General features: G+C 45.7%; 25 protein-coding genes. 5 read left to right on the top strand and 20 right to left on the bottom strand.

Features of this window, described 5'->3' with window-relative positions:
• Positions 1–23: 23 nt before the first annotated feature.
• Together NIASO_RS06700 and NIASO_RS06695 are read right to left on the bottom strand one after the other, a co-directional pair.
• Complete coding sequence (locus NIASO_RS06700) at positions 24–779, bottom strand: class I SAM-dependent methyltransferase (RefSeq protein WP_008584974.1); 756 nt, start codon at positions 777–779, stop codon at positions 24–26.
• An 11-nt stretch (positions 780–790) separates the two neighbouring features.
• A complete protein-coding gene (locus NIASO_RS06695) occupies positions 791–1,240 on the bottom strand; it encodes a SufE family protein (protein ID WP_008584975.1) in 450 nt (149 codons plus the stop codon).
• Positions 1,241–1,419: 179 nt separating this feature from the next.
• On the opposite strand from NIASO_RS06695, the gene NIASO_RS06690 reads away from it, so the two are divergent.
• From NIASO_RS06690 to NIASO_RS06680, 3 genes are all read left to right on the top strand, one after another.
• Positions 1,420–1,665 (top strand): hypothetical protein, encoded by a 246-nt coding sequence (locus tag NIASO_RS06690; protein WP_008584976.1) that lies wholly within the window; start codon positions 1,420–1,422, stop codon positions 1,663–1,665.
• Between the two features lie 128 nt (positions 1,666–1,793).
• On the top strand, positions 1,794–2,876 hold the full coding sequence (gene serC / locus NIASO_RS06685; protein WP_008584977.1) for a 3-phosphoserine/phosphohydroxythreonine transaminase: 1,083 nt from the start codon (positions 1,794–1,796) through the stop codon (positions 2,874–2,876).
• A 6-nt stretch (positions 2,877–2,882) separates the two neighbouring features.
• A complete protein-coding gene (locus tag NIASO_RS06680) occupies positions 2,883–3,815 on the top strand; it encodes an NAD-dependent epimerase/dehydratase family protein (protein ID WP_008584978.1) in 933 nt (310 codons plus the stop codon).
• Here the strand turns inward: NIASO_RS06680 and NIASO_RS06675 are convergent.
• The 17 genes from NIASO_RS06675 to aspS all read right to left on the bottom strand — a co-directional run bounded on the left by NIASO_RS06675 (position 3,812) and on the right by aspS (position 23,547).
• Complete coding sequence (locus NIASO_RS06675; protein ID WP_008584979.1) at positions 3,812–4,450, bottom strand: response regulator transcription factor; 639 nt, start codon at positions 4,448–4,450, stop codon at positions 3,812–3,814. The genes NIASO_RS06680 and NIASO_RS06675 overlap by 4 nt on opposite strands.
• A complete protein-coding gene (locus tag NIASO_RS06670) occupies positions 4,437–6,431 on the bottom strand; it encodes a tetratricopeptide repeat-containing sensor histidine kinase (RefSeq protein WP_008584980.1) in 1,995 nt (664 codons plus the stop codon). The genes NIASO_RS06675 and NIASO_RS06670 overlap by 14 nt, the downstream gene beginning before the upstream one ends.
• Positions 6,432–6,583: 152 nt before the next feature.
• A complete protein-coding gene (locus tag NIASO_RS06665; protein WP_008584981.1) occupies positions 6,584–6,796 on the bottom strand; it encodes a hypothetical protein in 213 nt (70 codons plus the stop codon).
• Positions 6,797–6,943: 147 nt separating this feature from the next.
• Positions 6,944–7,411: an RrF2 family transcriptional regulator gene (locus NIASO_RS06660; RefSeq protein WP_008584983.1), complete on the bottom strand. Its 468-nt coding sequence runs from the start codon at positions 7,409–7,411 to the stop codon at positions 6,944–6,946.
• 51 nt (positions 7,412–7,462) lie between these two features.
• Complete coding sequence (locus NIASO_RS06655; protein WP_008584984.1) at positions 7,463–7,774, bottom strand: SUF system Fe-S cluster assembly protein; 312 nt, start codon at positions 7,772–7,774, stop codon at positions 7,463–7,465.
• A gap of 122 nt (positions 7,775–7,896) precedes the next feature.
• Entirely contained in the window at positions 7,897–8,337 is a 441-nt protein-coding gene (locus NIASO_RS06650; RefSeq protein ID WP_008584986.1) for a SufE family protein, read from the bottom strand.
• 90 nt (positions 8,338–8,427) lie between these two features.
• Positions 8,428–9,672: a cysteine desulfurase gene (locus NIASO_RS06645; RefSeq protein WP_008584988.1), complete on the bottom strand. Its 1,245-nt coding sequence runs from the start codon at positions 9,670–9,672 to the stop codon at positions 8,428–8,430.
• A 158-nt stretch (positions 9,673–9,830) separates the two neighbouring features.
• Positions 9,831–11,135, bottom strand: a complete 1,305-nt coding sequence (gene sufD / locus NIASO_RS06640; RefSeq protein ID WP_008584990.1) for a Fe-S cluster assembly protein SufD — start codon at positions 11,133–11,135, stop codon at positions 9,831–9,833.
• Positions 11,136–11,268: 133 nt separating this feature from the next.
• A complete protein-coding gene (gene sufC, locus NIASO_RS06635; RefSeq protein WP_008584994.1) occupies positions 11,269–12,018 on the bottom strand; it encodes a Fe-S cluster assembly ATPase SufC in 750 nt (249 codons plus the stop codon).
• 39 nt (positions 12,019–12,057) lie between these two features.
• Positions 12,058–12,462, bottom strand: coding sequence for a four helix bundle protein (locus NIASO_RS06630; protein ID WP_008584996.1), 405 nt, complete (start codon positions 12,460–12,462; stop codon positions 12,058–12,060).
• An 88-nt stretch (positions 12,463–12,550) separates the two neighbouring features.
• The gene (gene sufB / locus NIASO_RS06625) at positions 12,551–14,032 is read right to left on the bottom strand and encodes a Fe-S cluster assembly protein SufB (protein ID WP_008584998.1); all 1,482 of its coding nucleotides are present in this window, start codon (positions 14,030–14,032) and stop codon (positions 12,551–12,553) included.
• Between the two features lie 384 nt (positions 14,033–14,416).
• Positions 14,417–16,657 carry a sodium-translocating pyrophosphatase gene (locus NIASO_RS06620; RefSeq protein WP_008585000.1) on the bottom strand — a complete coding sequence of 747 codons (2,241 nt, stop codon included), beginning with the start codon at positions 16,655–16,657 and terminating at the stop codon, positions 14,417–14,419.
• 153 nt (positions 16,658–16,810) lie between these two features.
• Positions 16,811–18,310 (bottom strand): bifunctional ADP-dependent NAD(P)H-hydrate dehydratase/NAD(P)H-hydrate epimerase, encoded by a 1,500-nt coding sequence (locus NIASO_RS06615; RefSeq protein ID WP_008585002.1) that lies wholly within the window; start codon positions 18,308–18,310, stop codon positions 16,811–16,813.
• 227 nt (positions 18,311–18,537) lie between these two features.
• Positions 18,538–19,860 carry a hypothetical protein gene (locus NIASO_RS06610; RefSeq protein ID WP_008585003.1) on the bottom strand — a complete coding sequence of 441 codons (1,323 nt, stop codon included), beginning with the start codon at positions 19,858–19,860 and terminating at the stop codon, positions 18,538–18,540.
• Positions 19,861–19,869: 9 nt separating this feature from the next.
• Complete coding sequence (locus NIASO_RS06605) at positions 19,870–20,430, bottom strand: RNA polymerase sigma factor (RefSeq protein WP_008585005.1); 561 nt, start codon at positions 20,428–20,430, stop codon at positions 19,870–19,872.
• A gap of 90 nt (positions 20,431–20,520) precedes the next feature.
• Positions 20,521–21,228, bottom strand: a complete 708-nt coding sequence (locus NIASO_RS06600; RefSeq protein ID WP_008585007.1) for a DUF4397 domain-containing protein — start codon at positions 21,226–21,228, stop codon at positions 20,521–20,523.
• Positions 21,229–21,717: 489 nt separating this feature from the next.
• Positions 21,718–23,547 carry an aspartate--tRNA ligase gene (aspS, locus tag NIASO_RS06595; protein ID WP_008585009.1) on the bottom strand — a complete coding sequence of 610 codons (1,830 nt, stop codon included), beginning with the start codon at positions 23,545–23,547 and terminating at the stop codon, positions 21,718–21,720.
• 207 nt (positions 23,548–23,754) lie between these two features.
• Here aspS and NIASO_RS06590 point away from each other — a divergent pair, with 207 nt between their 5' ends.
• Together NIASO_RS06590 and deoC are read left to right on the top strand one after the other, a co-directional pair.
• Positions 23,755–23,994, top strand: coding sequence for a GDCCVxC domain-containing (seleno)protein (locus tag NIASO_RS06590; protein WP_008585011.1), 240 nt, complete (start codon positions 23,755–23,757; stop codon positions 23,992–23,994).
• Positions 23,995–24,051: 57 nt separating this feature from the next.
• Complete coding sequence (deoC, locus tag NIASO_RS06585; RefSeq protein ID WP_008585014.1) at positions 24,052–24,720, top strand: deoxyribose-phosphate aldolase; 669 nt, start codon at positions 24,052–24,054, stop codon at positions 24,718–24,720.
• A gap of 139 nt (positions 24,721–24,859) precedes the next feature.
• Here deoC and NIASO_RS06580 read toward each other — a convergent pair whose 3' ends face one another.
• Positions 24,860–25,345: a GNAT family N-acetyltransferase gene (locus NIASO_RS06580; protein ID WP_025298763.1), complete on the bottom strand. Its 486-nt coding sequence runs from the start codon at positions 25,343–25,345 to the stop codon at positions 24,860–24,862.
• Positions 25,346–25,350: the final 5 nt, after the last annotated feature.

The following is a 25,350-nucleotide window of genomic DNA, read 5'->3' as shown; positions in this document are numbered from 1 at the left end:
TTTACCAGTATTATTTCAACGCATCACAAACGGGCAGTATATGCCTTGGTAGTGTAATGAATGGTGACGCGATCGTCCTTTTGAAACCTGTCGAAAAGTATTTGTAAATCACTGATCATACTTTGATAGCCGGCCTCACTTTTTGAAGGCATATAAGAGGAGGACAGCAGCCGGCCTTCCAGTCCCGCTAAATCAAAAACCTGCTGATTCGGAAATTCTTTTAATAATACCTGTTGCGGCGCAAAGAAACGTTCAATAGAAGGGGTGTCGATATTGCGGTGATCTACCTGCTGGTATTGATTGCCGTGCGCTATGATGAATTGCTCGTACGCTTTTTCAAAGGCGGATGCCACTAGCCGCTCGTTCCACATTAGTACTACATAACCGCCGGGTTTTACGATCCGATCAAATTCTGCCCGCGTTTTTTCAGGGTCAAACCAGTGAAATGCCTGGCCGGCAATAATTACATCCACGTTTGAGGAAGGAAGCGTAGTGGCTTCTGCAGCGCCGTCAATAGCGGTAAAGTTGGGAAATGTTTTTAGGAGCGCCACACTTCTTTCCCGCATTTCCCGATTGGGCTCTATACCCAAAACAGTATATCCCTGTTCGAGAAATAATTCGGCAGAAATCCCTGTTCCTGAACCAATATCGGCTATGATCATTTCTTTTGCAAGACCAAGATCGTTTTCAAGAAAAGTAAGAACAGCTTCAGGATAATGCGGGCGATATTTTACATAATTATCTACCCTATTGCTAAAACGGGTGGTACTGTTACGCATAAGGCACGCGGCTATTTAGCGGTTCTGGCGGCAGAAAAGTTGAGATGCTGAAAAATAGCAAGCGATTTAAGCCGTTGAACGATCGACAACAGATCCTTTAGCCAGGCGGCAGACAGGTAATTAAACAGGCGGATCTCATGCAGAAAATACAGGTCGGTATTAGTGATCTCGGAAACGGTTTGCCCGGAATAAACTTTCAATATGAGGTTTACCATTCCCCGGGTGATGATATTGTCGCTGTCAGCTTTGAAATAAATCCTCCCGTTGTCGATCTTTGCCGTTACCCATACCTTTTTCCGGCAGCCGGCCACCAGGTTCTGGTCGTTTTTTTCTGCAGGGTCCAGTTCAGAAGGGTCATTCGAAAGCTTTCGTATATGCCTGAAGTAGGAGAATTTGCTGGCAGCTTCGGCCATGTGCTCAAATTCGGCAATTATTTTGTCTTGTATCTTATTAACATCCATGGTAGTACGATTTAAAAGTGTGAGTGAAATGTAAATAGATACACTAAAAACGCTGAATACCCGTAAAATAGTATACCGGTGCAGACAATTTTATTGACACCCTGATGTGCATTACTGGCCCCTTGATGAATATGGATTATTTTTTATTTGTAATAACTTTGCAGTAAAATAAATAAACAATGGATTATAAATGTACTATAGATGCTTCAGACAGTTTTCTGGAGCTATTAAAAGCGGAAAAAGAGCGGCAGCAAAAAGTATCCATAATTATAGATGATAACGGATGGGAGCGGGCCGAAGGCATTATTTCGGAAATAGTAAACAGTAATGGGGGAAACTACCTGGTATTGGATGAAGGTGCCCCCATCAATGTGGCAAAGATCGTGGCCGTAAACGGGGTCTTTAAAACGGATTGTTCCTGTTAAAAATAGAAGAAACAAGGTCTTTATTGAATAATTTTCAATAGAATGTGCTGATATTAGAAATTGATAAAACCATTCCCGCAGGTGCCGGGTTCTTAGTAATTTTGCACCTCATTTAAATCAGTTTTGGAATGGAAAGAGTGTATAATTTTTCAGCCGGACCGGGCGCGTTACCTGAAGCAGTATTAGCAAAAGCACAAAAAGAGTTGCTCAATTACGATAACACCGGGATGTCGGTAATGGAAATGAGCCATCGATCAAAAGATTATATGGCCATTATTGAATCTGCTGAACAATTATTACGGGAACTGATGCAGGTACCCGATAACTATAAAGTATTGTTCCTGCAGGGAGGCGCCACCAGCCAGTTTGCAATGGTGCCGCTTAACCTGATGAACCGGAATAATAAAGCTGATTATGTTGATACCGGCGTATGGTCAACAAAGGCAATTAAAGAAGCAGGGCGGTATGGGAAAGTGAATGTGGTGGCCAGTTCTGCCGACAAAACCTTTAGCTATATTCCCAAACTGGATCAATCAAAATTTGATCTGGGAGCGGACTATTTTCATATCACCACTAATAACACCATTTACGGTACCCGCTTTAATGAACTGCCTAATACCGGTAAGGTACCCCTGGTGGGCGATATGTCTTCGGATATTTTATCTAAGTATTATGATGTAACAAATTTCGGCTTGATCTATGCGGGGGCACAAAAAAATATGGGGCCGGCAGGCGTATGTGTGGTGATCGTAAAAGAAGAACTGTTGGGTAATGCGATTGATTTTACTCCGGCTATGATGAACTATAAAAACCATGCAGATAATGGTTCTATGTTTAATACACCACCCACTTATGGTATTTACCTGTGCAAGCTGGTGTATGAGTGGTTGAAAGAACAGGGCGGGGTGGAAGCTATTGCTAAAGTGAATATTGATAAAGCCAATGCCTTATATGAGTATTTAGATAATTCTGAATTATTTAGTGGCACCGCGGCCAAAGAAGATCGTTCTATTATGAATGTACCTTTCATCACAAAGGGCCACCAACTGGATGATCAATTTTTAAAGGAAGCAGCGGCTAAGGGTTTTGTGAATCTTAAAGGACATAGAACAACCGGGGGGATGCGTGCCAGTATCTACAATGCCATGCCTTTGTTAACCGTGCAAAAGCTGGTCGATTTTATGAAGCAGTTTGAACAGGCAAATAAATAAAAAAACATGCATGTAATTCTTGGAGCAGGCGGAGATATCGGCAGGCTGTTGGCCAGGGATCTGAAAAATTACACAGATAAGATACGGCTTGTTGCGCGTAACCCACAGCCGGTGAATCCGGATGACGAGCTCTTTTCAGCCAACCTGATGGATGCGGGTGCCGTCAGCAATGCGGTGCGTAACGCCGGGGTGGCCTATCTTGTGATGGGGTTGCCTTATGACCGTGCTGTTTGGAAAAAGCAATGGCCGGTGATTATGGAAAACACGATTAATGCCTGCATCCAGCAAAACTGCAAGCTGGTATTTTTCGATAACGTATATCTGTATTCAAAAGATGCCATTTCGCATATGACGGAAGAAAGTGCCATAGCCCCGCCTTCAAAAAAGGGGAGGATAAGAGCGCATTTGATAGAGCTGATCCGGGAGGCGATGCAGACAAAAGGATTAAAAGCGCTGATCGCACGCAGTGCCGATTTTTATGGGCCGGGGGCGAAGAACGGCTTTTTGAATCTGCTGCTTATTGATAATTACAGGAAAGGAAAAAGGGCCAACTGGCAGTCCCGCATTGATAAGATCCACTCTTTTACGTTTACACCGGATGCCGCAAAAGCCACTGCGTTATTGGGCAATACGGACAGCGCTTACGGCCAGGTATGGCACCTGCCCACATTGGCAGAACGCCTGACCGGGAAACAATTTATTGCATTGGTTGCAACAAAAATGCACGTAAAGCCGCGCTATTTTATATTGACGCCCTTTTTGCTGGCGCTGGCAGGCCTGTTCTCGAAGCAGATAAAAGAGTTGGGAGAGATGCAATATCAAAATGACCGCGATTATTTTTTTGACAGTTCCAAATTCAATCGCGCTTTTTCATTTACGCCAACCTCTTACGCAGCGGGAATTGATCAGGTGCTGGCGGATACTTTAGTTCCCGCTTAAATTATCCTGTGTTCCATAGCCAGCTTAATAACAGAGAACATATTGGTGGTTTGAAATTTCTGGATAATATTCCGGCGATGGGTTTCCACCGTGAGTTGACTAAGAAATAATTTATCGGCAATATCGGTACTGGAAAATCCTTCGGCAATTAACCGCAGGATTTCTTTTTCTCTTTTTGTTAAAGAGGGAATACCCTCCCAGTGGTTGGGCGAAGGCTGCGCCAGGATCTTTTTAACTTCGCTGCTTAGCGCCTGCTCGCCTTTCATTCCTCTATCTATACAATCGAGCAACTCATCTGCCGATGCGTTTTTTAATAAATAGCCACTGGCGCCATTTTGAAGCATTTGTATGATAATGCTTCGTTCTGCCTGGTTACTTATCGCAAGCACTACCGTATCGGGGTTTTTCTTTTTTATCTCTTTGCAGAGCTCCAGGCCGCTCATGTCCGGAAGGGCAATGTCCAATAGTAAAATGGCCACAACATCTGTTTTCAGGTAGGCAAGCACCTCCTTTCCGGTTGTGAAACTCATGATCGTAAAATGCTCTTCTGAAACCAGCAGGTTTTTCAACCCTTCAATCACGATGGGATGGTCATCCACAATGGCGAGCGTCAGTTGTCTGTTATGCGGCAACATTCAGTTCCATGTTTATGGTGGTTCCCTCATTAGGACCGGAAATTACATCCATTGTCCCGTTGAGATACTTTACCCTGTTTTCAATATTGGTTAATCCGTTTCCTTTGCCGGGCAGCGTGGTTTTGTCGAACCCAACACCATCATCTTCTATGGTAATATAAAACCGGTCGTTGTTTTGGCTGCACTGCACCATTATATGCCGCGCTTTGGAGTGGCGGATGGCATTCGCCAGCGCTTCCTGTATGATGCGGTAAATGACTACCTGCTTGGAAAGATCCATCTGATCGTTTATGTCAAGAGCGATGAAATTGATCCCAATATCACGCGATAGCATCGATTCACATAATTCTTTTAATGCAGTCTGCAGGCCAAAGCGGATCAGGCTTTCGGGCATCATGTTCCGGGCAATGCGCCGCAGTTCTGTAACGGAATTGTCCAGTTGCCCGGTGATATGTTCCAGTTCTGTTTGCTCTTTAGGCGTAGCGGCAACCCGTTGCCTGGAATAGCTGGATAGTTTTATTTTAATGCCTGCAAGCATTCCTCCCAGGCCATCGTGCAGGTCTCTTGCAATACGCCTTCTTTCCCTTTCTTCCCCTTCCAATAATGCTTCTGTTACAACAATCTGCTGCCGTTGTTCCATTTCTTTCAATTGTTGCTGAAAATTCATTTCCTTTTGTAAGGCCAGCTTTCGCCCGGTGCGGTAGGTGATGATAAAGAACATAAAAATGAGCAAAATAACCATACACAAAATCATAAGGACGATGTTGCTCAGTCTTGAGTTCTTGGCTTTCAGCGCGGTTTCCTTGTTTGCAGCCTGTAATAAAGCGATCTGTTTTTCTTTTTCGGATACCCGGAACCGTGTTTCCAGGCTAAACATGCTGTTCTTCAGATCCCGCGCATGAACGGAGTCCTGTAGTTTTACATAGGTCTTCATCCATTTATAGGCGTTTGGAATATTATGGAGCTGTTCATAGGTTTCCATCATTTTTTTGGCGAGCTCCACCCGGTCGTCCAGATAATGGTATTGATCTGTTTTTACAGCATTTTGTAATATCTGCAGGGAAGCCTGATAGTCCTTTATGGCCATATAGGTGTTCTGAAGCTCCATCAGCAGATTAAATTTTTGCGGTATAGTATGCAATGAATCGGCCAGGTTTATTCCGTGTTGAAGTGCCTGGATAGATTCACGGTATCTTCCTGCACTTCGGAGGTAAACGCCTTTTGTAAAAAGAAAATCCAGGTTATATTCCGAACGGGCATAGTTTTTTAGGATCGACTCTACTCTTTTTACAATCAAAGACGCTTTATTCAGGCTGTCCATATAGCAGTAATTCAACCCCCGGTTGTCTAATGCGTAAATCAGCACTTCCAGGTTATCCTGCTTAAGCTCCAGGCGTTCCATCGCCCTGGCATAGAACTCTTCAGCTTTTTTGTACATTTTCTGATTCATAAAGATCATTCCAATGTCATGATAAAGCGAGCCTATAAACGTGGTATCATTTGCTTTTTGGGCGAGGGGTAAGGCTTTGTTCAGCAGCGCATCCAGCATTCCCAGGTCATTATCTTTATATTGCAACAAGGTACCATAGCTTCTCCAGGATTTTGCTGCAAATTTTATGGATTCCCTATTGGGTAGTTTTTCAAATTCCCGTTCCGCTTGCAGGAATTTTGCTGCGGCTGCCTGCCGGTCGATATCATAAAGAAAAAAGCCTGTATAATAATCATTAAGTGCCTGCAGGTAAGGGTTATTCTTTGCAAACCGTTCTCCTTCCCGTAAATACCATTTAGAACGGGCGGTGTCCGAATAGCTGAAATATTCTGAAAGGAGAAAGTAGTTGACGGCACGGATGCTGTCATTTTTTGAAAACAGGGCTAAACGTTGCAGGCTGTCTGAATACCTGCCGGGAAACATAACCGATTGCGCCGGTAAGACGCAATAAAAAAAACAGGCACCAATTAACGTTAGAATGTGTTTGCGCATAAGGCCCGGTTACAGAATAGATTAAAGTTTGTGGCTTTAACTAAAGGTACTCAAAAAACCTTATGTGGTTTCGGTAATTGGGAGATAAAATAAAACCGGCTGAATAATTTCAGCCGGTCATTTAAACTTTTTGCTATAAGCTTCTAACTAAATTACTTTGCTTTTTTAGTAGTATCAGCAGCAGCAGGAGCTGTAGTTGTAGAATCTTTCTTAGTAGAATCTACTGCAGGAGCTGGTGTAGTTTCAGGAGCTGCTGTAGTTGTAGTAGCAGAAGAATCTGCAGTAGTAGTTTCTGTTTTGTTTTCACCACTGTTACAAGCTGCGAAAGAAACCGCGATCAATGCAATTGCAAATAATTTTTTCATTGTTTGTTTTTTAAAATTTTAAAATTATAATTTGATATTAATACGGCAATGAACAAAAGGTAACCCGGACCGATAAAAAAAATTATAAAATTAAAACCTTGTCAATCAAATAACTATAAATTAAAGTATAAAAAATCAGAAAAAAGATTATAAGACGGGGTTTTGCCGCACCAGCATATTAAACTTTTGAGAAGATTCTTCTTCGCGGCCGATCAGGTCTTTTAAAGTGATCTGTACCAATAACTTATCTATGGTTAGTTGGAGGATTTGCCATAAAGAGCGGGCGGAACAGTCGACGGAATTGGTGCAAAACCGCATATTTCCCTTATGGGCGCCGCAAAAACTGGTATCAAACAGTACTCCTCCCAGGATATCCAGCACTTCTTTAATTACGATTTCTTCCGGCAGGCGTGCCAGGATATAGCCACCTTTATTGCCGGGAGTGCTGCGGATAAAACGGGCCATTCTAAGCACCCGGGCGATCTTGGCCACATAATGGGTAGAAAGCCCTTCTGCTTCGCTCAATTGCGGAATACTTAATCCGTCTTCCTCTTTGCAGGACGCGATGCGGATAAGCATTCGTAAACCATATTCTTCCTGTGCGGTAATCTTCATTTTTTTGAGGTTTGTCGTTTAACGTTTACGTATGAGGACAGCAATGAAAAACTATAAGAATCCAAGCTCCAACTGGGCTGCCTCACTCATCATGCTCTTGTTCCATGCGGGATCCCAGGTTATGGTCACGTCCACATCGCTTACCCCTTCAATGGCGCGGATCTTCTGATCTACTTCCACGGGGAGCGACTGCGCCGCGGGGCAGGAGGGAGCCGTAAGTGTCATTAATATTTTTACATAATTATCGTTCAGCACTTCTACTTTATAGATCAGTCCCAGCTCATAAATATTTACAGGCAGCTCCGGATCAAACACCGTTTGTAGCTCCTTAATTACTTTTTCTTCAATTGTATCGGGTTCCATTGTGTAAATTTTTAGTTATTAGTTTTTAGTTCATGGTTCAATCTTTCGCTATGAACAATGAACCATTGACTATTACCTATTACCGCATTGAGCGTTATGCGTTCAGCATTATGCATCCAAAATCAAGCGTCAAATTTCAAACTTTTAAATGCGAGGGCATAATGTTTCATCTGCTTCACCATTGCCCTTAATCCATTCGACCGGGTTTGGGCCAGGTGACTGGTCATGCCGATCTTATTGATAAAGTCCATGTCTGCTGCCAGGATCTCATCAGGGGTGTGGTTCGATAATACACGGATCAGCATGCTAATGAGCCCTTTTACGATAATGGCATCGCTTTCCGCTTTATAAGAGACTTTACCATCCTGGTAATCGGCTGCCAGCCATACGGTAGATTGACATCCTTTTACTTTATACTCCTCCTTTTTGTACGCGTCATCCAGCGGCGGCAGTTTCTTTCCCAGGTCGATAATATACTCATATTTGTCATCCCAGGAGTCGAATAACGAGAACTCCTCTACTATTTCTGCTTCTATTTCCGGTATGGATTTGACGTCGCTCATTTATACTTGTTTAATACGGTACTGCATCCGCCTTTTGATGCTGTGCGAGGCGTTTCGCCTCGCATCTTTATTCTATCGCCTTTGGCGATTTTACCTTAATAGTCCGATCGCCTTTTTTAATCCTTCCGCCAACTGATCGATTTCTTCCATGGTGTTATAAACTGCAAAGGAAGCACGGATGGTTCCGGGGATGCAAAAACGGTTCATCAGCGGCTCCGCGCAATGATGCCCGGTGCGTACCGCAATACCTTTGTTGTCCAGTAAAATACCTATATCCTGCGGATGCACCCTATCGATCACAAAGGAAAGTACACTGGCTTTTTCTTTCGCTTCGCCAATAATCCGGATGCCATCAATTTCTTTTATTTTGTCTGTAGCATAGCGGAGTAGGGCATCTTCATGCACCCGCATATTTTTTTTGCCCAGTGTATTGATGTATTCGATCGCCGGTTTGAATGCCACGAAGTCGGCAATATTGGGCGTGCCTGCTTCAAATTTATAAGGAAGTTCATTATAAGTTGTTCTCTCAAAAGTAACTTCCTTGATCATTTCACCACCCCCGTTAAAGACGGGCATGGCTTCCAGCAGCTGTTTCTTGCCATACAGCGCACCCGCGCCGGTTGGCCCCAGCATTTTATGCGCGGAAAGTGCAAAAAAATCGCAGTCGAGCGCCTGCACATCAATATCCAAATGGAGGGAAGACTGCGCGCCATCCACTAAAACAACCGCGCCTTTTTGATGGGCCGCGTCAATGATCTCTTTAACGGGGTTGATAGTGCCCAAAGCGTTGGACACCTGCACTACGGATACGATCTTTGTTCTGCCGGAAAGCAATTGATAAAAGGTTTCCATCTCCAGTTCTCCCGATTCGGTAACCGGGATAACTTTCAATACCGCTTTTTTTTCTTCACATACGATCTGCCAGGGAACAATATTAGAGTGGTGCTCCATGCCGGAAATGATCACTTCATCGCCCTCATTCAAATTGCTACGTCCCCAGGTATAGGCCACCAGGTTTATACCTTCAGTAGTGCCTCTGGTATAAATGATCTCTTCCCGGTATTTAGCGTTGATGAATTGCTGCAAGGCATCCCTTGTGGCTTCAAATGCAGCAGTGGCTTCCTCTGCAAGGGTATGAATGCCGCGATGCACATTGGCGTTCAATTGGGTATAGTAATGTACCAACGCGTCAATCACTACCTGCGGTTTTTGAGAAGTGGCTGCATTGTCGAGGTACACCAACGGATGCCCCTTTATCTTTCTGTTCAGAATGGGGAAACCGTTGCGGATGGCCGCAATATCCAATACGGTATTTGTTTCAACTGCTGTGATCATATTATTCGTTTGATCGATTGCTGGCAGGAAGTCAATTGTGAAAGGTCAAAAGTGAATGAGAAGAACTCGTAATGATCGCCTTGCTTCTCACAACACAACTGTTACTTTATTTTATAATTAACATAACGTCAGCACAATTAATTAAAAACGCGAACGGCTTAGCGAATGTTCAGGCTTTTATTCACCAGCACATCTACATAAGCGCGCACATCATCCGATTGTATTTTTTCCAATACGTCCAATGCAAAGCCGCGCAACAGTAACGCCCTGGCGGTTGCTTCCGAAATACCGCGCGACTTCAGGTAAAACAACGCCTCGTCATCCAACTGGCCTACGGTGCAACCATGTGAGCATTTTACATCATCTGCAAAAATCTCTAATTGAGGTTTGGTATTAACCGATGCGTTTTCTGAGAGTAAAATGTTTTTATTGGTTTGGTAGGCATTGGTTTTTTGCGCAATCTGGCGTACGAAAATTTTACCATTAAATACGCCGGTGGAGTGCCCGTCCATAATGCCTTTATACAGTTCATTGCTCAGGCAATTGGGCTGGCGGTTATCCACCACGGTATGATTGTCTACATGGGTATGCCCGTTTTGCAGGTACAGGCCGGTAAGATTGGCTTCGCACCGGGGAGCCGACATCACCATGTTGAGGTTGTTGCGCACCAGCCCGCCACTTAAAGAAATGGTTACCACATTTGCCACACTCTTTCCCACCTGGTGCACATGGGTAGTGCTCACAATAGTGGAATTGGGCGCGTCGTTCTGGATCTTGCACAGGTTCAATACCGCACCTTCTTCAACAACGATCTCAAAAACCTGGTTGGTAAAGCTTTCATCGGCGCCTACGGTAGCAAAGGTTTCCAGCATTTCTACCTGTGCATTTTCACCTACATGCACCAGGGCCCGGGGCTGTGCAAAAATATTGCCGCTGCGGGCGTCAGTAACATTATAAATATAAACGGGATGGTTCACCGTTTTTCCTTTCTGAATATGCACAAATACTCCTTCCTGTATAAAAGCCGTATTTAACGCGTTGATGCCGTCTTTATGATAATCGGCGCTATGCCCCAGATGTTGTTCCACAATGGCGGCATACTGGTTCTGCGCAGCTTCCGACAAAGAAATGATCTCGAGCTCTTCTGAGCGTAGCACAGAGTGCTCGGGATGGTAATGGCCGTTTATAAAAACAATTACATTGGCTTCTTCATGCCCGGGCAACAAAAAAGGTTTTAATTCCGCTGCCTGGAATTGTTTTTCTTTTATATCGGTTGTAAAATGATAATCTTTGTTAAAGAAATCATTGATCCGGGTATATTTCCACTCTTCGTGCTTTATGGTGGGGATGCCGGTTTGTTCAAACGCATTGAACGCACCGTCGCGCAAGGTTTTCAGGCTGGAATCCAACTGATTTCCCTGCAATTTTTCAAAACGCTCTTTAAAATATGTTATTGTATCCATTGATTAATTTAAGAAATGTGTAAGTGTGAAAATGTGTAAATGTGAAAATTAGTACTCCGGTTTTTAAATGTGTTACAATGTTACAAGCCAGCCCCATTTCCTCATTCTCATATTTCCACATTTCCACATTTGTTTACGCTACTTCGCTTTTTATAAAATCATATCCCCTTTCTTCCAGCTCGTAAGCCAGTTCTTTAGTGCCGGATTTTACGATACGTCCGTTATACAATACATGCACAAAATCCGGAACGATATAATCCAGCAGGCGTTGATAGTGGGTAATGACCAATATACCATTTTCAGGCGTACGTAATTTGTTCACTCCGTTTGCCACAATGCGGATGGCGTCTATATCCAGACCGGAATCCGTTTCATCCAGGATCGCCAGCCGGGGTTCCAGCATCGCCATCTGGAAGATCTCATTCCGTTTCTTTTCCCCACCGGAGAACCCTTCGTTTAAAGAACGGCTTAGCATGGATTGATCGATCTCTACCAGGGCCATTTTTTCTTTCATCTTTTTGAGGAAAGAAACAGCATCCAGCTCGTCCTGCCCACGGTATTTGCGGACCTCGTTCACCGCGGTCTTCATAAAATTGGTCGTGCTTAAACCCGGGATCTCTACGGGGTATTGAAAGCTCAGGAAGATGCCTTCACCGGCACGTTGTTCCGGAGCCAGTTCTAAAAGGTCTTTGCCTTCAAAGGTTACAGAACCGCCGGTTACTTCGTAATCCTGTTTGCCCGCTAATACAGAGGCCAGCGTGCTTTTGCCCGAACCATTGGGTCCCATGATGGCGTGCACTTCACCCGCCTTCACATTTAAATTAATACCTTTTAAAATTTCTCTGCCTTCAATACCTGCACGCAGGTTTTTAATACTTAACATGTTAATTGTTCAACGGTTTTAAAGTTCAAGGTTCAAAGTTCAAGGTTTGGTACCCGTTTGGAATTTTGAGCCTTTAAAATTATTATTATTTAGATATGTTATAAAGTTGCTTATTTTACCACTAAGCCCTTCCGCTTTGCTTTTTAGAATTGTGAATTGTTGTTCATCAATGTATTCACAATCCAGAACACGATAAAGCTGTGAGCGGGTTTCTCCTGCAGACCCTTTGGCAATAGAAAGAAATTGCCGGAATTCATTATTGCCATTTCGCTCAAAACCTTCAGCTATATTATCCATTATAGAACCTGATGATCCTTTGATCTGATCACGCAACTTATAGTCGCTTTTGAGACCGGTGTTTGTTACGATGAGGTGTATCTGTTTACACAACTCACGTGCCTCCAGCCATATGTCCAGATCTTCGAATCTTTTTATTGCGGCCATTTTTCCAGGTTAAGCTATTTTCTGTATTTGCTTTTATTCAAATGATTTTAGTTCCAGGTGAGGTTTTGAACCTTGAACTTTGAACATCCTATCCAACTGACCCCTCAAGGCTGATCGCCAGCAGCTTTTGTGCTTCCACCGCAAACTCCATCGGCAACTGGTTCATCACTTCTTTTGCAAACCCGTTGATGATGAGCGCTACGGCTTTTTCCGTATCAATGCCCCGTTGGTTACAATAGAAGATCTGGTCTTCCCCGATCTTGGAAGTAGTGGCCTCGTGCTCTACCACCCCTGTATTATTTTTTACTTCGATGTATGGGAAGGTATGGGCCCCGCATTTGTCGCCCAATAACAAGGAGTCGCACTGCGAGAAGTTGCGCGCGTTGGACGCGTTCTTGCCCACCCGCACCAGGCCGCGGTAGCTGTTCTGGCTTTTACCGGCAGAGATCCCTTTTGATACAATACGGCTTTTTGTGTTTTTGCCGATGTGCAACATTTTGGTACCGGTATCCGCCTGCTGAAAATTATTGGTAACGGCTACGGAATAGAATTCGCCGGTGGAGTTATCGCCCTGTAAAATTACGCTGGGGTATTTCCAGGTGATGGCGGAGCCGGTTTCTACCTGCGTCCAGGATATTTTTGAATTGATCCCTTTACAAATACCGCGCTTGGTTACAAAATTGTAAATACCGCCTTTGCCTTCTTTATCGCCGGGGTACCAGTTTTGCACCGTTGAATATTTTACTTCTGCATTGTCCATGGCAACGATCTCTACAATTGCTGCATGGAGCTGGTTCTCATCCCGCATGGGAGCGGTACAGCCTTCCAGGTAACTTACATAAGCGCCTTCGTCGGCCACGATCAGGGTTCGTTCAAACTGGCCGGTATTTTCGGCGTTGATGCGGAAATAGGTCGAAAGCTCCATGGGGCAGCGAACGCCTTTGGGAATATAACAGAAGGAACCGTCGCTAAACACTGCTGAGTTCAGGGCGGCATAAAAATTATCAGTCACCGGCACTACAGAAGCCAGGTATTTGCGCACCAGCTCCGGGTGCTCCTGGATGGCTTCGCTGATGGAACAGAAAATGATGCCCAGTTCGCCCAGTTGGTCTTTAAAGGAAGTACCAATGGATACGCTATCGATCACTGCATCCACCGCAACGCCGCTAAGGCGTTTTTGTTCATCCAGGGAGATGCCCAGTTTTTCAAAAGTTTTGATCAGTTCCGGATCTACTTCATCCAGGCTTTTGGGCTTTATTTTTTGTTTGGGCGCCGCATAATAAATAATGTCCTGAAAATCGATGGTGGGGTAGGTAAGGTTGGCCCAATGCGGTGGGTTCATTTTTTGCCATTGGGCAAAAGCTTTTAAGCGCCATTCCAGCATCCATTCGGGTTCATTTTTCTTTCCAGAGATAAAACGAATGGTATCTTCATTCAGCCCTTTGGGGGCTGCTTCCATTTCAATATCTGTAACAAAACCATACTTATACTCGCTATTTACGTGATTTTCAATAACATCTGGTTCTGTGGCTAGATTGCTGTGTAATAATTGATCAGTTTCCATACTCATTGCACAAAAATACGAGTTTATTTGTACAAAAAAGTATAAATGGTTAGGAATTTAGAGCGCTAAGTCTGATCCTCTGTTTGTTCAAAAGTGATTGGCCGGCGAATATCCTGCCTGATATTCCGTTTTTTCATAAATGCCGTCGTAACCTACGGGGTGGGCTAAAAGTATTTTTTGCCGGTAAGTCGGTGAAGCGGTAAGGTAGCGATTGAAAACAAAACCTTCGGTCTTTCCGGATCCTTCATTTGCGTTACCGGTAAAAGAACATGCAGCCGGCCCCCATAAGGATGGAGCTCCGGCATCAACATTATCTTTCTTTATAAAGCAGCTACATAAAAAAAAGCCGGGATTGAATTTCCCGGCTTTTTTAAAAGTATTGTACAGTTCTTACTTATAAGACACAGCCTTAACCAAGGCGGCGCTTCCTGTTTTGTGAACGGTTGTTTTTGTAGTGTCCTGTTTAACAGGCACGGGATTTTGCTTTGCCGTGCTGCCCCCGATCTGGGCAAGTGTGGGAGCGATCACCAACGAAACGATCGACATCAGTTTGATGAGGATATTCATAGACGGGCCGGAAGTATCTTTAAACGGATCTCCCACGGTATCACCGGTAACAGAAGCTTTATGCGGATCGGATTTTTTATGAAAGATCTCGCCGTTTATTTCCACGCCTTTTTCAAAAGATTTTTTTGCATTGTCCCAGGCGCCTCCGGAGTTATTCTGGAACATACCCAGTAACACGCCCGAAACGGTAGCGCCGGCCAGGAAGCCCCCCAGGGCCTCCGCCCCAAAACCAGGAAGAAAACCAATGATAATCGGGGATACGATCGCGATCGCTCCAGGAATGATCATTTTTTTAATAGAGGCTTCTGTAGAGATCGCCACGCATTTATCATATTCAGGCGTGCCGGTACCTTCCATGATCCCGGGGATGGTACGGAACTGCCGTCTTACTTCTTCCACCATCGCCATAGCGGCCTCCCCAACGGCACGTATTGCAAGAGAGGAGAAAATGAACGGGATCATGGCTCCTAAGAAAAGACTGGCGAGTACGTTCGCTTTGTAAATATCAATATGCTGGTTGTCCGGCATGGCAATACCCACAAAAGCGGCAAAAAGCGCCAGGGCCGTTAATGCTGCTGAAGCAATGGCAAAGCCCTTGCCGGTTGCGGCGGTAGTATTTCCAACGGCATCCAGCACGTCTGTTTTCTCGCGCACTTCTTTGGGCAGCTCGCTCATTTCTGCGATCCCGCCGGCGTTATCCGCAATAGGGCCAAAGGCATCAATAGCCAGTTGCATGGCAGTAGTGGCCATCATCGCTGCCGCTGCAATGGCAACACCATACAGACCGGCACATTTATAAGAGGCCACAATACCGGCTGCCAGCACCAAGATAGGAAGGAAGGTAGATTCCATACCAATGGCCAGCCCGCCGATCACGTTGGTAGCATGCCCGGTAGAAGATTTTTTTATGATCGAGTTTACCGGCCGTTTGTCCATGGCCGTATAATATTCTGTAATGATCGTCATGAGCGCGCCTACCAGCAGTCCAACAATGATGGCGCCTAATACCCCGGTTTTGGTAAAGGTAAAACCGCGTAATTCCATTTGGTTGGGAAGGATCCAGTACACCAGCCCCGCAGAAGCAACGGCCGTCAGAATAATAGAGCCCCAGTTACCCATGTTCAGCGCTTTCTGAACTGTTTTAGTATTGATGCCGGCGTTTTCGCTGATTTTTACAAAGAAGGTTCCAATGATCGAGAACAGTATGCCCACGCCCGCGATCAGCATCGGCAACACTACTGGGGAGTAGCCGCCCAGGAAATCAGCACCCTCGGGAACATTGATCTGCTGTCCCAGTACGATCGTTGCCAAAACCGTGGCCACATAAGATCCAAAGAGATCGGCGCCCATCCCGGCTACATCGCCTACGTTGTCGCCCACGTTATCCGCAATAGTTGCGGGGTTACGGGGATCATCTTCCGGAATACCTGCCTCTACTTTTCCCACCAGGTCGGCGCCAACATCGGCCGCTTTTGTATAAATACCTCCCCCCACGCGCGCAAACAAGGCAATGGATTCTGCCCCCAGCGAGAACCCGGTCAGTACTTCAATGGTCTTAAGCATTTCTACAGAATTCAGGGCAGCATCGGGAGCGAAATAATGTTTCAGTACAATGTATAATCCGCCCAGGCCCAAAACCGCCAGTCCGGCAACGCCAACGCCCATTACGGCGCCTCCGCCGAAGGATACGTTTAAGGCCCTGGCTAAACTGCTGCGGGCTGCATTAGCGGTACGTACATTGGCAAGCGTGGCGGCTTTCATGCCTATATAACCCGCTGTGGCGCTCAATACGGATCCGATGATAAATGAAATAGCGATCATCCAGTTAGAATGCGGGTTGGCATTGGCCAGCAGGCCCAGCAGGATGGCTACAATGATAACGAAATAAGCAAGGATCTTCCATTCCGCTTTAAGAAAAGCCATGGCGCCTTCACTGATGTGCCTGCTTATCTCCTGCATCCTTGGTGTGCCTGCATCCTGGTTAACAACCCACCGGTATTTTAGCAAGGTGTAAATAAGGCCAATAATCGCCATAAGAGGCACTAAATAAATGAGATGTTGCATATAAAATTTGACAAATAATTAAAATGTGACCATGCCATAAGCAATGGCTGCAAATATAAGTGTTGCTTTTAAAACCAAAAATGTTATTTCTTCTAAAAAAAGGGAGTAAAAATGCGAAATATTTAAAAAACGGATTGCAGAAATGGCGGTGTTTTATAATTGTTTAAAAGCATTTCCGATATGGTCAATCAGGTCAGACGCCAGCAGGGCCTCCATGCCGCCGGATGCTGCTGCAAGGTCCCCTGCCAGGCCATGAAGGAACACACCAAGCAGGGCGGCTTCTTTGGGCAGGTACCCTTGTGCCAGTAAACTGGTAACCATGCCGGTGAGGGCATCGCCGCTGCCGCCCTTGGCCATACCGGCATTCCCCGTGATGTTAAAATACCCGGTTCCGTCCGGGCAGGCCACAAAACTGTGATGCCCTTTAAGTACAATAAAAATACTTAATTCCATGGCTTTGGTCTGCGCCAGTTCAATTCTTTTAAAATCATCGGCGGCTTCGCCAAACAATCTCGCAAACTCTTTTGGATGCGGCGTTAGTATGGTATCCGGTTTAAGCAGGTTGAGCAGCGCCTTATTTTCCGAGAGAATATTTAATGCATCTGCATCCAGCACCAGGGGGCGTTGAATATGTTCCAGCAGCTCCTTCAGCAGCAATTGCTGTTTAACACCCGTTCCAATACCCGGCCCGATGCCCACGGCGGTGAAATGGTTCAGATCGTAATTCAAGCCAGAAACCTGTTCCGCTTCTTTATCCGGAAATACCATTGCTTCGGGCACTGCGGTTTGCAAAACAGTGACACCCGATTGCGGTACATGTGCGGTTACCAAACCGGCACCCGTTCTAAGACAGGCCCTGCTGCATAAAACTGCGGCGCCTGCTTTGCCCCAACTGCCGGCAATAAGCAATGCATGGCCAAAATTGCCTTTATGCGCAAAAGCATTGCGCGGCCGGTATTCACGGGAAGCCAGCGATTTATTGATAATGGAAAAAGGGGTGCTTACTTCATCCGGGAATGCGGGGTGCAGGTTGATGTCCATAATATGCACATGCCCGATCCAGGGCTCATTTTCTGCAACAAGAAATGCGGTTTTTAAAACCTGGAAAGAAAGGGTGTGTCTTGCCTTCACAATAGTATTATGCGCCGATGAATGATCGCCGAACAGACCGCTGGGGATATCAATTGCAATGGCGGGGGCAATGCTATTGTTGATATGATCAACCATTTTAGCCGCAAGACCGGTTAACGGGCGATTGAGACCGGTGCCAAAAAGTGCATCGATAATAATACAATTGAAGGGGAGCTCCGGCAAGTCCCGCTCCCCGCGGATCATAAAAATAGGGATAGCGGAGAGGTGATGCAGGATATTGAAGTTGGAGATATAATCGTCTGAGCCTTTTGCATCCGATTCCAAAATATAAACGGCTACTTTCTTGTTGGCGTTGTATAGCAGGCGGGCGATAGCCAATCCGTCGCCGCCATTGTTTCCTTTACCACAAAAAATATAATAAGATTCGGCAAGCGTATTTTGAACGATCCAGCGCGCACAGGCATTAGCTGCACGCTCCATCAATTCTAAAGAGGACAGGGGCTCATTTTTGATGGTGAAAGCGTCCCATTGTCGTATTTGTTCGGCGTTGAGTAGTTTCATTCTTCTTTTAAAGATAATGAATACCAATCAATCTCTTCAAAGAAAACAGGCCGGGAAGGTGCGAAGACGGGGAGTGATTTTGGCCCGCAGACCGGCGCAGATCTTATTCCGCAGATTGGTGCGGATATAGCGCGGAATGAAATTAATCAGCGAAAAGTATCAGTGTAAATCTGCGGGAGACTTATTGCTCAGGAACCCCCAAAAGTGATTGATTAAATCAGCGGGGCTTAAAAATCAAATTTTAACCGAATGCCCATGCCTTTATAATTCAGCCCCTGGTTGGTAACTGTTTTCACCGGAACTTTTAAAAAAGGCTCAATAGAAACGTTGTTTTTGGGAGTGATCTTTTGTTTATATCCCAAGGAAAGATTGTAAAAACCGAGGAAAGTAGTTTTGTCGTGGTTCAGTTCTCCGGGAAGTGCCGTTGAAAAAGCGTAGGAGCTGTTTACAATACGCTTGTCCTCTTGCAATACCCCCTGGCTGTTGACTACCGATATCTGTGTATTGGTGCTGGTAACCAGGGTATAATTTGTATTATCATTGACCACTACCAGCCCGGAAACTCCTGCAGTGGCGTACAATTTTTTTGAAAGTGCATAGCTGATATCTACAGGGATATCGAACCCGGACAAGATGCCTTGTACGCTCTTCAGCGCGGGTGCCGGGGCAGGCGCAGCAAGGGCCATGCGTTTGGAAGCTAGTGAAAAGGTGGTAGGGGTATTTAAGGCTGCATTGCCGGCAGCGACATCATAATTTTTTGAAGTGCTTATTTTATTATGCGCAATACCGGCGCTGACTTTTATCCGGTCATTGACGGCGTAAGCCAGCGCAACACCATAGCCCATATTAACACCGCTTTCGGCAAACATGGGCGATACGTATAGGCTGGGGATCCACCGTCTTGACCGGTTCCGTTCTTTTGTTGCTTCTTCCGGGGGTGTGTTATGGGCCAATACCTGGGGGCTATTGTTGCTTTCCGGGGAAAGGTTGCTTTCCCGGTCGGGCACGGTATGGGGCTGCCAGAAATTGGGCGCCGGTTTGTCTTTTACCGGTTGTTCAGGCGCTATAGTGGTGTTTTGTTTGGGTGCAACGGCCATCGTGTTGGGTGGGTTAATTTCGGGTGCAGGCGCAGCCACTAAGGGTGCCTTTGCGATCATATCTTTAGCAACCGGATGGTTGGCAGCAGCGGATGTTCCTGTTGATCGTTCTGTTTGCTTTTGAGCATTCTTTACCAGTTGCTGTGCAGGGGTGGCCGGCAGTAGTAGGGTATTGCTGTCCGGAGCCGTTATTGTATTGTTTTTAGGTTCAGTTGTGGTAACGGTCTCAGTTGATGGAGCCGTATCGTGTTTAGTGAATAAATAGGGAGCCGCCAACAGGAGGCCGGCGATAACGGCAGCCGCAGCCACCCATTTCCAGGCTCTGATCTTTTTTACGGGAGCCGACAGGTGTGCACCGGAGAATTGCTCCCAGGCTCCCTCCCGGTAGTCTTCCTCGTGGTTGCGAAGGACCTGTTTTATATGTTCAAAAAAATCATCTTTAGGTTCTTCCATGATCTTTCATTAAAAATGTTTTATATAAAGTGCTTTTAATTTATTCTTTGCCCGGGAGAGATATACCCTGCAAACATTTTCAGATATGTTTAGCAGCCTTGAGATCTCCTCATGACTGAATCCTTCTATCTCGTATAAATTAAAAACCGTTTTTTGAGTTTCCGGCAACTGATCCAGCAGCGCCATAATATCTTTCACCTCACTGGTGTAAACCCCCGCGGGGTGCTGGTCCGGAAAATGGTTTTCCGAAGGTTCCTCCTGCAGAAAATCCATCTTCTTTTTCCTCAGGAAATCAATAGCCGTTCTGGAAGCTATTTTGGCCACCCAGCTTTTAAAGGATTGCTGGAGATTGGTTGAATACCCAGGCCCCCTGAAGGTATGCAGGTTACTAAAGATCTTTATAAAAGAGTCGTTAATAAGTTCTTCCGTTGCATGATAATCATTTACATAACGCCTTATTACGCCTCTTAAAAAGCCATAGTAGCCTTTATAGAGCGCTTTTTTATGCAATACTGAATCCTGTTCCCATGCTTTCAGTATCTCTTCAAGCCCGGCGTCCTGTATTCCCAAATTTTCTTTTTGTTTTTTTACCTTTTTTAAATATAGCAAAAATCAGCCAGCTACCGGAAGGGTAATTGGCTGACGGGATTATAGGATCTGCTAATGCCGGATCGCCTCCACAATAAGTTTTCCGTTGGTAGTATTCATTGATTTAAATCCTGTTGTCCAAATAGTATATTGATATCCGCTGTACAAGTTTTTTGCGTCGGAGGTAGCCAGCACCGTGCCGGTACCTGCAGCCCTTGCTTCAAAAACGACATTGCCTGCCGATTTTAACCCTGAAAATGTACTAACATTTTTATAGCTGATACCTCTGGCAACCGGCCCGGATTGCCCCTGAATATAAAGATCAATAGCCCCGGCGTCCGGACTCATATTCGCAAAGCGCACCAGTACGGAATCTGCACCGGGTGTCATTACACTGTCCCTTACCAGTACCGCATCCATTTTACTTAAGGTATCCACTATGAAAATGGAGTAGCGTTTAAGTTCCCCCAGGGTGATGGCTTTAGCAACCAGTGTGTCGGATTTCCCCCGGTTAAAAACATAAAATTTCCGGTCACCGGAGTAGGCCGGGGTATAGGAGGTACGGTACGTATAGTTAAAATCGTTCAGGTACCAGCGCTGTGTTCCGTTGAACTGAATGTCTAACGGCATGGAAAGGGGCGCGCCATTTATCACACTTACCAGCGACGTATTTTGAATATCAGGATTATTCCAATAATTGTCATGATTTTTTAAACAGGAACTAAGGGAAATAACTATCAGTAACAGGAAGGAACTACCGACCAACGTATCTTTTTTCATCTTATTATAAATTTTGAGCACTATTATTTTTGTTCTGATAGTAGTAACGCCGGGAATAGCAAAAACGCAACAGGGTTGGTAGAAAAAGTTTTTTTGATTATTGTCCCATGAATTTTTGCATTAAAAAAATAAGAGGTTGGGACTTGTTGCCCTGGTCCTACAGGCCCCAACCGGGTGACTTGTGGGACAAGAAAGAGGTTGCGCTACCCCGGTCTGCCTGAAAGGTGGGAGTTGGTTAAAAGCATTTTTTGCACAGCAAAGCGGAGTACCGTGTTTATAGCATGTCGGGCGCAGGAGATATGGGCTCCATGGGAGCCTCGTGTTTACGCGGCTGCCTGACGGAGCCGCACCCTTCAACGACAATCACTCTATAAACGCGATGCTCCTGACGGAGCTAAAACCGCCCCGTCTTGTCAGGTGATCCGCGACCCCTCAGGGGTTCTGTGCTTCAATGACAAAAAGATATAAAAGACAGCCGTTCTGTAATGATCAGCCTTGTGGATCGAGCCGGATCTGCAGTTCTTTCAATTGTTTGGCATCGATGGAAGCCGGGGCATCGAGCATTACATCCCTTCCCGAGTTGTTTTTAGGGAAGGCGATAAAATCGCGGATGCTTTCGCTGCCGCCCAGGATCGAGCACAGCCGGTCGAAGCCGAAGGCAATACCGCCGTGCGGTGGGGCACCATATTCGAAGGCGCCCAGGAGGAACCCGAATTTATGTAGTTGCTCTTCTTCGTCCATCCCTAAGGCCTCAAACATTTTTTGCTGTAAGGCTTTTTGATAGATCCGAATGCTGCCGCCGCCAATCTCATTGCCATTCAATACCATATCATAGGCATTGGCTTTAATGGAGGCATAAGGATGTTTCAGATAGTCTGCCGCGTTTTCAATTTTCGGATCATTGCCGATCATCGTTTGGATATCGCCCGGCTTGGGAGCGGTAAACGGATGATGGCGCGCCACCCAGCGATTTTCTTCTTCAGCATATTCAAACAGGGGGAAGTCAAGCACCCACAGCAGTTTAAACTCATCTTCTTTGCGCAGTCCCAGGCGTTTGCCCATTTCGAGACGCAGCTCGCTCGCCGCTTTGCGGGTACGCTCTTCCGGCCCTGCCAATATTAAAATAAGATCGCCGGGATTGGCACCGGCCGCCGCTGCGATGGCCTTCAATTTTTCTTCAGTGTAGAATTTATCAACGCTGCTTTTAAAGGTGCCATCCGTGTTGTATTTGATAAACACCAGCCCTTTCATACCGATCTGCGGGCGTTTCACCCATTCCGTCAGCTCGTCTGTTTGTTTGCGGGTATAGTCGCTGCAGCCCGGAACGGCAAGGGCAACAACGGTTTCTGCGTCATCAAAAACACCAAAGCCTGCTCCATCAATTAAATGAGCGTTGCTTTCCTTCTGCGTAAAAAAGTGCTGCGGGAATTTAAGATTCAGCAGTTGCATGCCAAACCGGATGTCGGGTTTGTCGTTCCCATATTGCCACATCGCTTCTTCCCAGCTCATGCGCTGCACGCTTTCTGTATAATCGATGTTTTTAACGGCTTTAAAAATATATTTGATCAGACTTTCAAACATGGTTAAAATGTCTTCCTGTTCTACAAAGGCCATTTCACAGTCGATCTGGGTAAATTCCGGCTGGCGGTCGGCCCGCAGGTCTTCATCGCGAAAGCATTTTACGATCTGGTAATACCGGTCGTACCCGCTTACCATCAGCAGTTGCTTAAAGGTTTGCGGCGACTGAGGCAGGGCATAAAACTCGCCAGGGTTCATGCGGGAGGGCACTACAAAATCCCGCGCGCCTTCGGGAGTGGATTTAATCAAAAACGGTGTTTCAATATCCATGAAACCGTTCTGATGCAGGTAATCCCGTGTTGCTCGGTTCACCGCGTATCGTAGCTCCAGGTTTTTCTTCACCGCATTACGCCGCAGGTCCAGGAAACGATATTTCATCCGCAGGTCCTCGCCGCCATCTGTATCATCCTGGATGGTAAAGGGTGGGGTAATGCTTTTATTTAAGGTCGTAAAATCTTCCACCAGTATTTCAATATCGCCGGTAGGAATATTTTTATTTTTATTGCTGCGTTCGTTCACTTTCCCTTTCACCTGCAGCACATATTCGCGGCCAATGGGATTGGCATCTAATTTGGCATTTAACGCTTCCGAAAACAATAGCTGGGTAATGCCGTAGCGATCCCTCAGGTCAATAAACGTAATGCTTCCAAATTTGCGAACGGTTTGCACCCAGCCAGCCAGGGTTACTTCTTTATTTATAGCTGCGGTTCTTAATTCACCACAGGTATGTGTACGAAACATGCTTAAAAATTTCGGCAAAGATAAGGGTTGCAGGCAGGATATAGGGAAGAAATGCGATTGAAAAACAGCGGGAACGGATAAAGAAAGGAAAGGGAAACGCCCTGCACTGATCGCTTCTCCAGCCCGGGTTACTGCCTGCGCCGGAGGATAATAAGCGGACAGGGGGTCATGAAATAATGACTATTTTTGATTGAACAAATTACAACCATGTCTGAAACTACCATTACACAAAAATCGGTTATCACCTGTCCTCATTGCGGATTTTCGAAAGAAGAGCTGATGCCCCTGGATGCCTGCCAGTATTTTTATGTATGCGAAGGGTGTGAGCGGCGGTTGAGGCCCCAGCCGGGCGATTGCTGTGTTTTTTGCAGTTACGGAACGGTGAAATGCCCGCCGGTTCAAACGGAACAGCCCTGCTGCGGCAGTGCGGGTCTCGGAAATAAATGATTTTAATTTACAATCATCACTGTTTAATTCTTTAGGTTTGCGCCTAAAAGACCGTTTATGGATATTGCTAAATATATTGATCACACGATCCTGAAACCCACTACACTGATAAGCGATGTTGAAAAAGTTTGCAATGAAGCGAAAGAATATGGCTTTGCTGCGGTTTGCATTCCCCCGCCTTTTGTAAAAAAAGCCAAAGAATTACTGGCGGGCTCCGGTGTAAAAACGGCTACGGTTATCGGGTTCCCTTTTGGCTATTCCGCTATTGAAGCCAAGCTGGCGGAAGTGGTGCTGGCATTGGTAGATGGGGCAGATGAACTGGATATCGTCATTAACCTGATTGCATTAAAAAATGACGACTGGCAATACCTGGCCAATGAAATCAATCACCTGATGCCGGTTATAAAAGAAAAAGGGAAGGTGATAAAGATCATTATTGAAAGCGGCATTTTAACGGATGAAGAGATCATCAAATGTTGTGAACTATATGGCGCTGCGGGCATCGACTACTTGAAAACCTCAACCGGCTATGCTGAAAAGGGCGCCAGTGTGCATGCGGTGGAGCTGTTCAAAAAACATTTACCGCAACAAGTGCAAATAAAAGCCAGTGGCGGCATTCGTGACTATGCTTTTGCAAAGGAACTGGTAGAGGCGGGGGCTACCCGGCTGGGTTGCAGCGCCGGCGTGGCCATCGTAAAGGGTGAAAGAGGGGCGGAGGGGTATTAACGCGTTATTGCCGCCGGATACAGCGGTTTCTTAACATTGTTTAAAACGTGTATATACCCGTTGTTTGATTGTTGATACTGGATTCTTGATTTTCGATATCCTGTATCGAGTCCAGCATCGAGCATCCAGCACCCTTTCCTCAAAGCTCTTTTGCCATCCAGATCGTACAACCCGTATGCCCGGAGCAACCCAGGGGGTGTTCCAGTCTTTTGAAGCCGAGCCTTTCATACATACCTACCGCTGTGTCAAATTGCGGTAAACTTTCCAGGTACACGCCCCTGTAATGTAGTGCTGCTGCGGATTCCAGGCTCTTAGCCAGCAAAAGCCTGCCGATGCCTCTTCCCCGGGCCGTAGCGGAAAGATAAAACTTAACAACCTCAACATATCCTTCCGGAAGCCCTTTTGTAGGGTAAATTCCACAGCAACCTAATAGCGTTTCGGGCGTTGCCGCCACCCATAAAACAGCACCGGCACCAGCGAAAAGCCCAAAGAGATCATCGGTTGTGGGATCTTCAAAAACGGTACCTTTTGTAGGAGCTCCAAAATCAAAAAAAGCACTCCGGATTATTTTTGCCAGGGAAGCATTATCGGTTGCTTCGACGGGTCTGATCAATACATTATTCACCCAGC

The organism is Niabella soli DSM 19437 (assembly GCF_000243115.2).
GTDB lineage: Bacteria > Bacteroidota > Bacteroidia > Chitinophagales > Chitinophagaceae > Niabella > Niabella soli.
This window is presented reverse-complemented; position numbering and strand designations above follow the sequence as displayed.

Bases quoted from the DNA above. Each gene is read 5' to 3' on its own strand.
- NIASO_RS06680 (WP_008584978.1), top strand. From the start codon at position 2,883: ATGCATGTAATTCTTGGAGCAGGCGGAGATATCGGCAGGCTGTTGGCC.
- sufB (WP_008584998.1), bottom strand. From the start codon at position 14,032: ATGAGTATGGAAACTGATCAATTATTACACAGCAATCTAGCCACAGAA.
- NIASO_RS06690 (WP_008584976.1), top strand. From the start codon at position 1,420: ATGGATTATAAATGTACTATAGATGCTTCAGACAGTTTTCTGGAGCTA.
- deoC (WP_008585014.1), top strand. From the start codon at position 24,052: ATGGATATTGCTAAATATATTGATCACACGATCCTGAAACCCACTACA.
- NIASO_RS06600 (WP_008585007.1), bottom strand. From the start codon at position 21,228: ATGAAAAAAGATACGTTGGTCGGTAGTTCCTTCCTGTTACTGATAGTT.
- aspS (WP_008585009.1), bottom strand. From the start codon at position 23,547: ATGTTTCGTACACATACCTGTGGTGAATTAAGAACCGCAGCTATAAAT.
- serC (WP_008584977.1), top strand. From the start codon at position 1,794: ATGGAAAGAGTGTATAATTTTTCAGCCGGACCGGGCGCGTTACCTGAA.
- NIASO_RS06630 (WP_008584996.1), bottom strand. From the start codon at position 12,462: ATGGCCGCAATAAAAAGATTCGAAGATCTGGACATATGGCTGGAGGCA.
- NIASO_RS06620 (WP_008585000.1), bottom strand. From the start codon at position 16,657: ATGCAACATCTCATTTATTTAGTGCCTCTTATGGCGATTATTGGCCTT.
- NIASO_RS06650 (WP_008584986.1), bottom strand. From the start codon at position 8,337: ATGAGCGACGTCAAATCCATACCGGAAATAGAAGCAGAAATAGTAGAG.
- NIASO_RS06675 (WP_008584979.1), bottom strand. From the start codon at position 4,450: ATGTTGCCGCATAACAGACAACTGACGCTCGCCATTGTGGATGACCAT.
- NIASO_RS06645 (WP_008584988.1), bottom strand. From the start codon at position 9,672: ATGATCACAGCAGTTGAAACAAATACCGTATTGGATATTGCGGCCATC.
- NIASO_RS06670 (WP_008584980.1), bottom strand. From the start codon at position 6,431: ATGCGCAAACACATTCTAACGTTAATTGGTGCCTGTTTTTTTTATTGC.
- NIASO_RS06700 (WP_008584974.1), bottom strand. From the start codon at position 779: ATGCGTAACAGTACCACCCGTTTTAGCAATAGGGTAGATAATTATGTA.
- NIASO_RS06695 (WP_008584975.1), bottom strand. From the start codon at position 1,240: ATGGATGTTAATAAGATACAAGACAAAATAATTGCCGAATTTGAGCAC.
- NIASO_RS06610 (WP_008585003.1), bottom strand. From the start codon at position 19,860: ATGGAAGAACCTAAAGATGATTTTTTTGAACATATAAAACAGGTCCTT.
- sufC (WP_008584994.1), bottom strand. From the start codon at position 12,018: ATGTTAAGTATTAAAAACCTGCGTGCAGGTATTGAAGGCAGAGAAATT.
- NIASO_RS06615 (WP_008585002.1), bottom strand. From the start codon at position 18,310: ATGAAACTACTCAACGCCGAACAAATACGACAATGGGACGCTTTCACC.
- NIASO_RS06590 (WP_008585011.1), top strand. From the start codon at position 23,755: ATGTCTGAAACTACCATTACACAAAAATCGGTTATCACCTGTCCTCAT.
- NIASO_RS06660 (WP_008584983.1), bottom strand. From the start codon at position 7,411: ATGAAGATTACCGCACAGGAAGAATATGGTTTACGAATGCTTATCCGC.
- sufD (WP_008584990.1), bottom strand. From the start codon at position 11,135: ATGGATACAATAACATATTTTAAAGAGCGTTTTGAAAAATTGCAGGGA.
- NIASO_RS06655 (WP_008584984.1), bottom strand. From the start codon at position 7,774: ATGGAACCCGATACAATTGAAGAAAAAGTAATTAAGGAGCTACAAACG.
- NIASO_RS06665 (WP_008584981.1), bottom strand. From the start codon at position 6,796: ATGAAAAAATTATTTGCAATTGCATTGATCGCGGTTTCTTTCGCAGCT.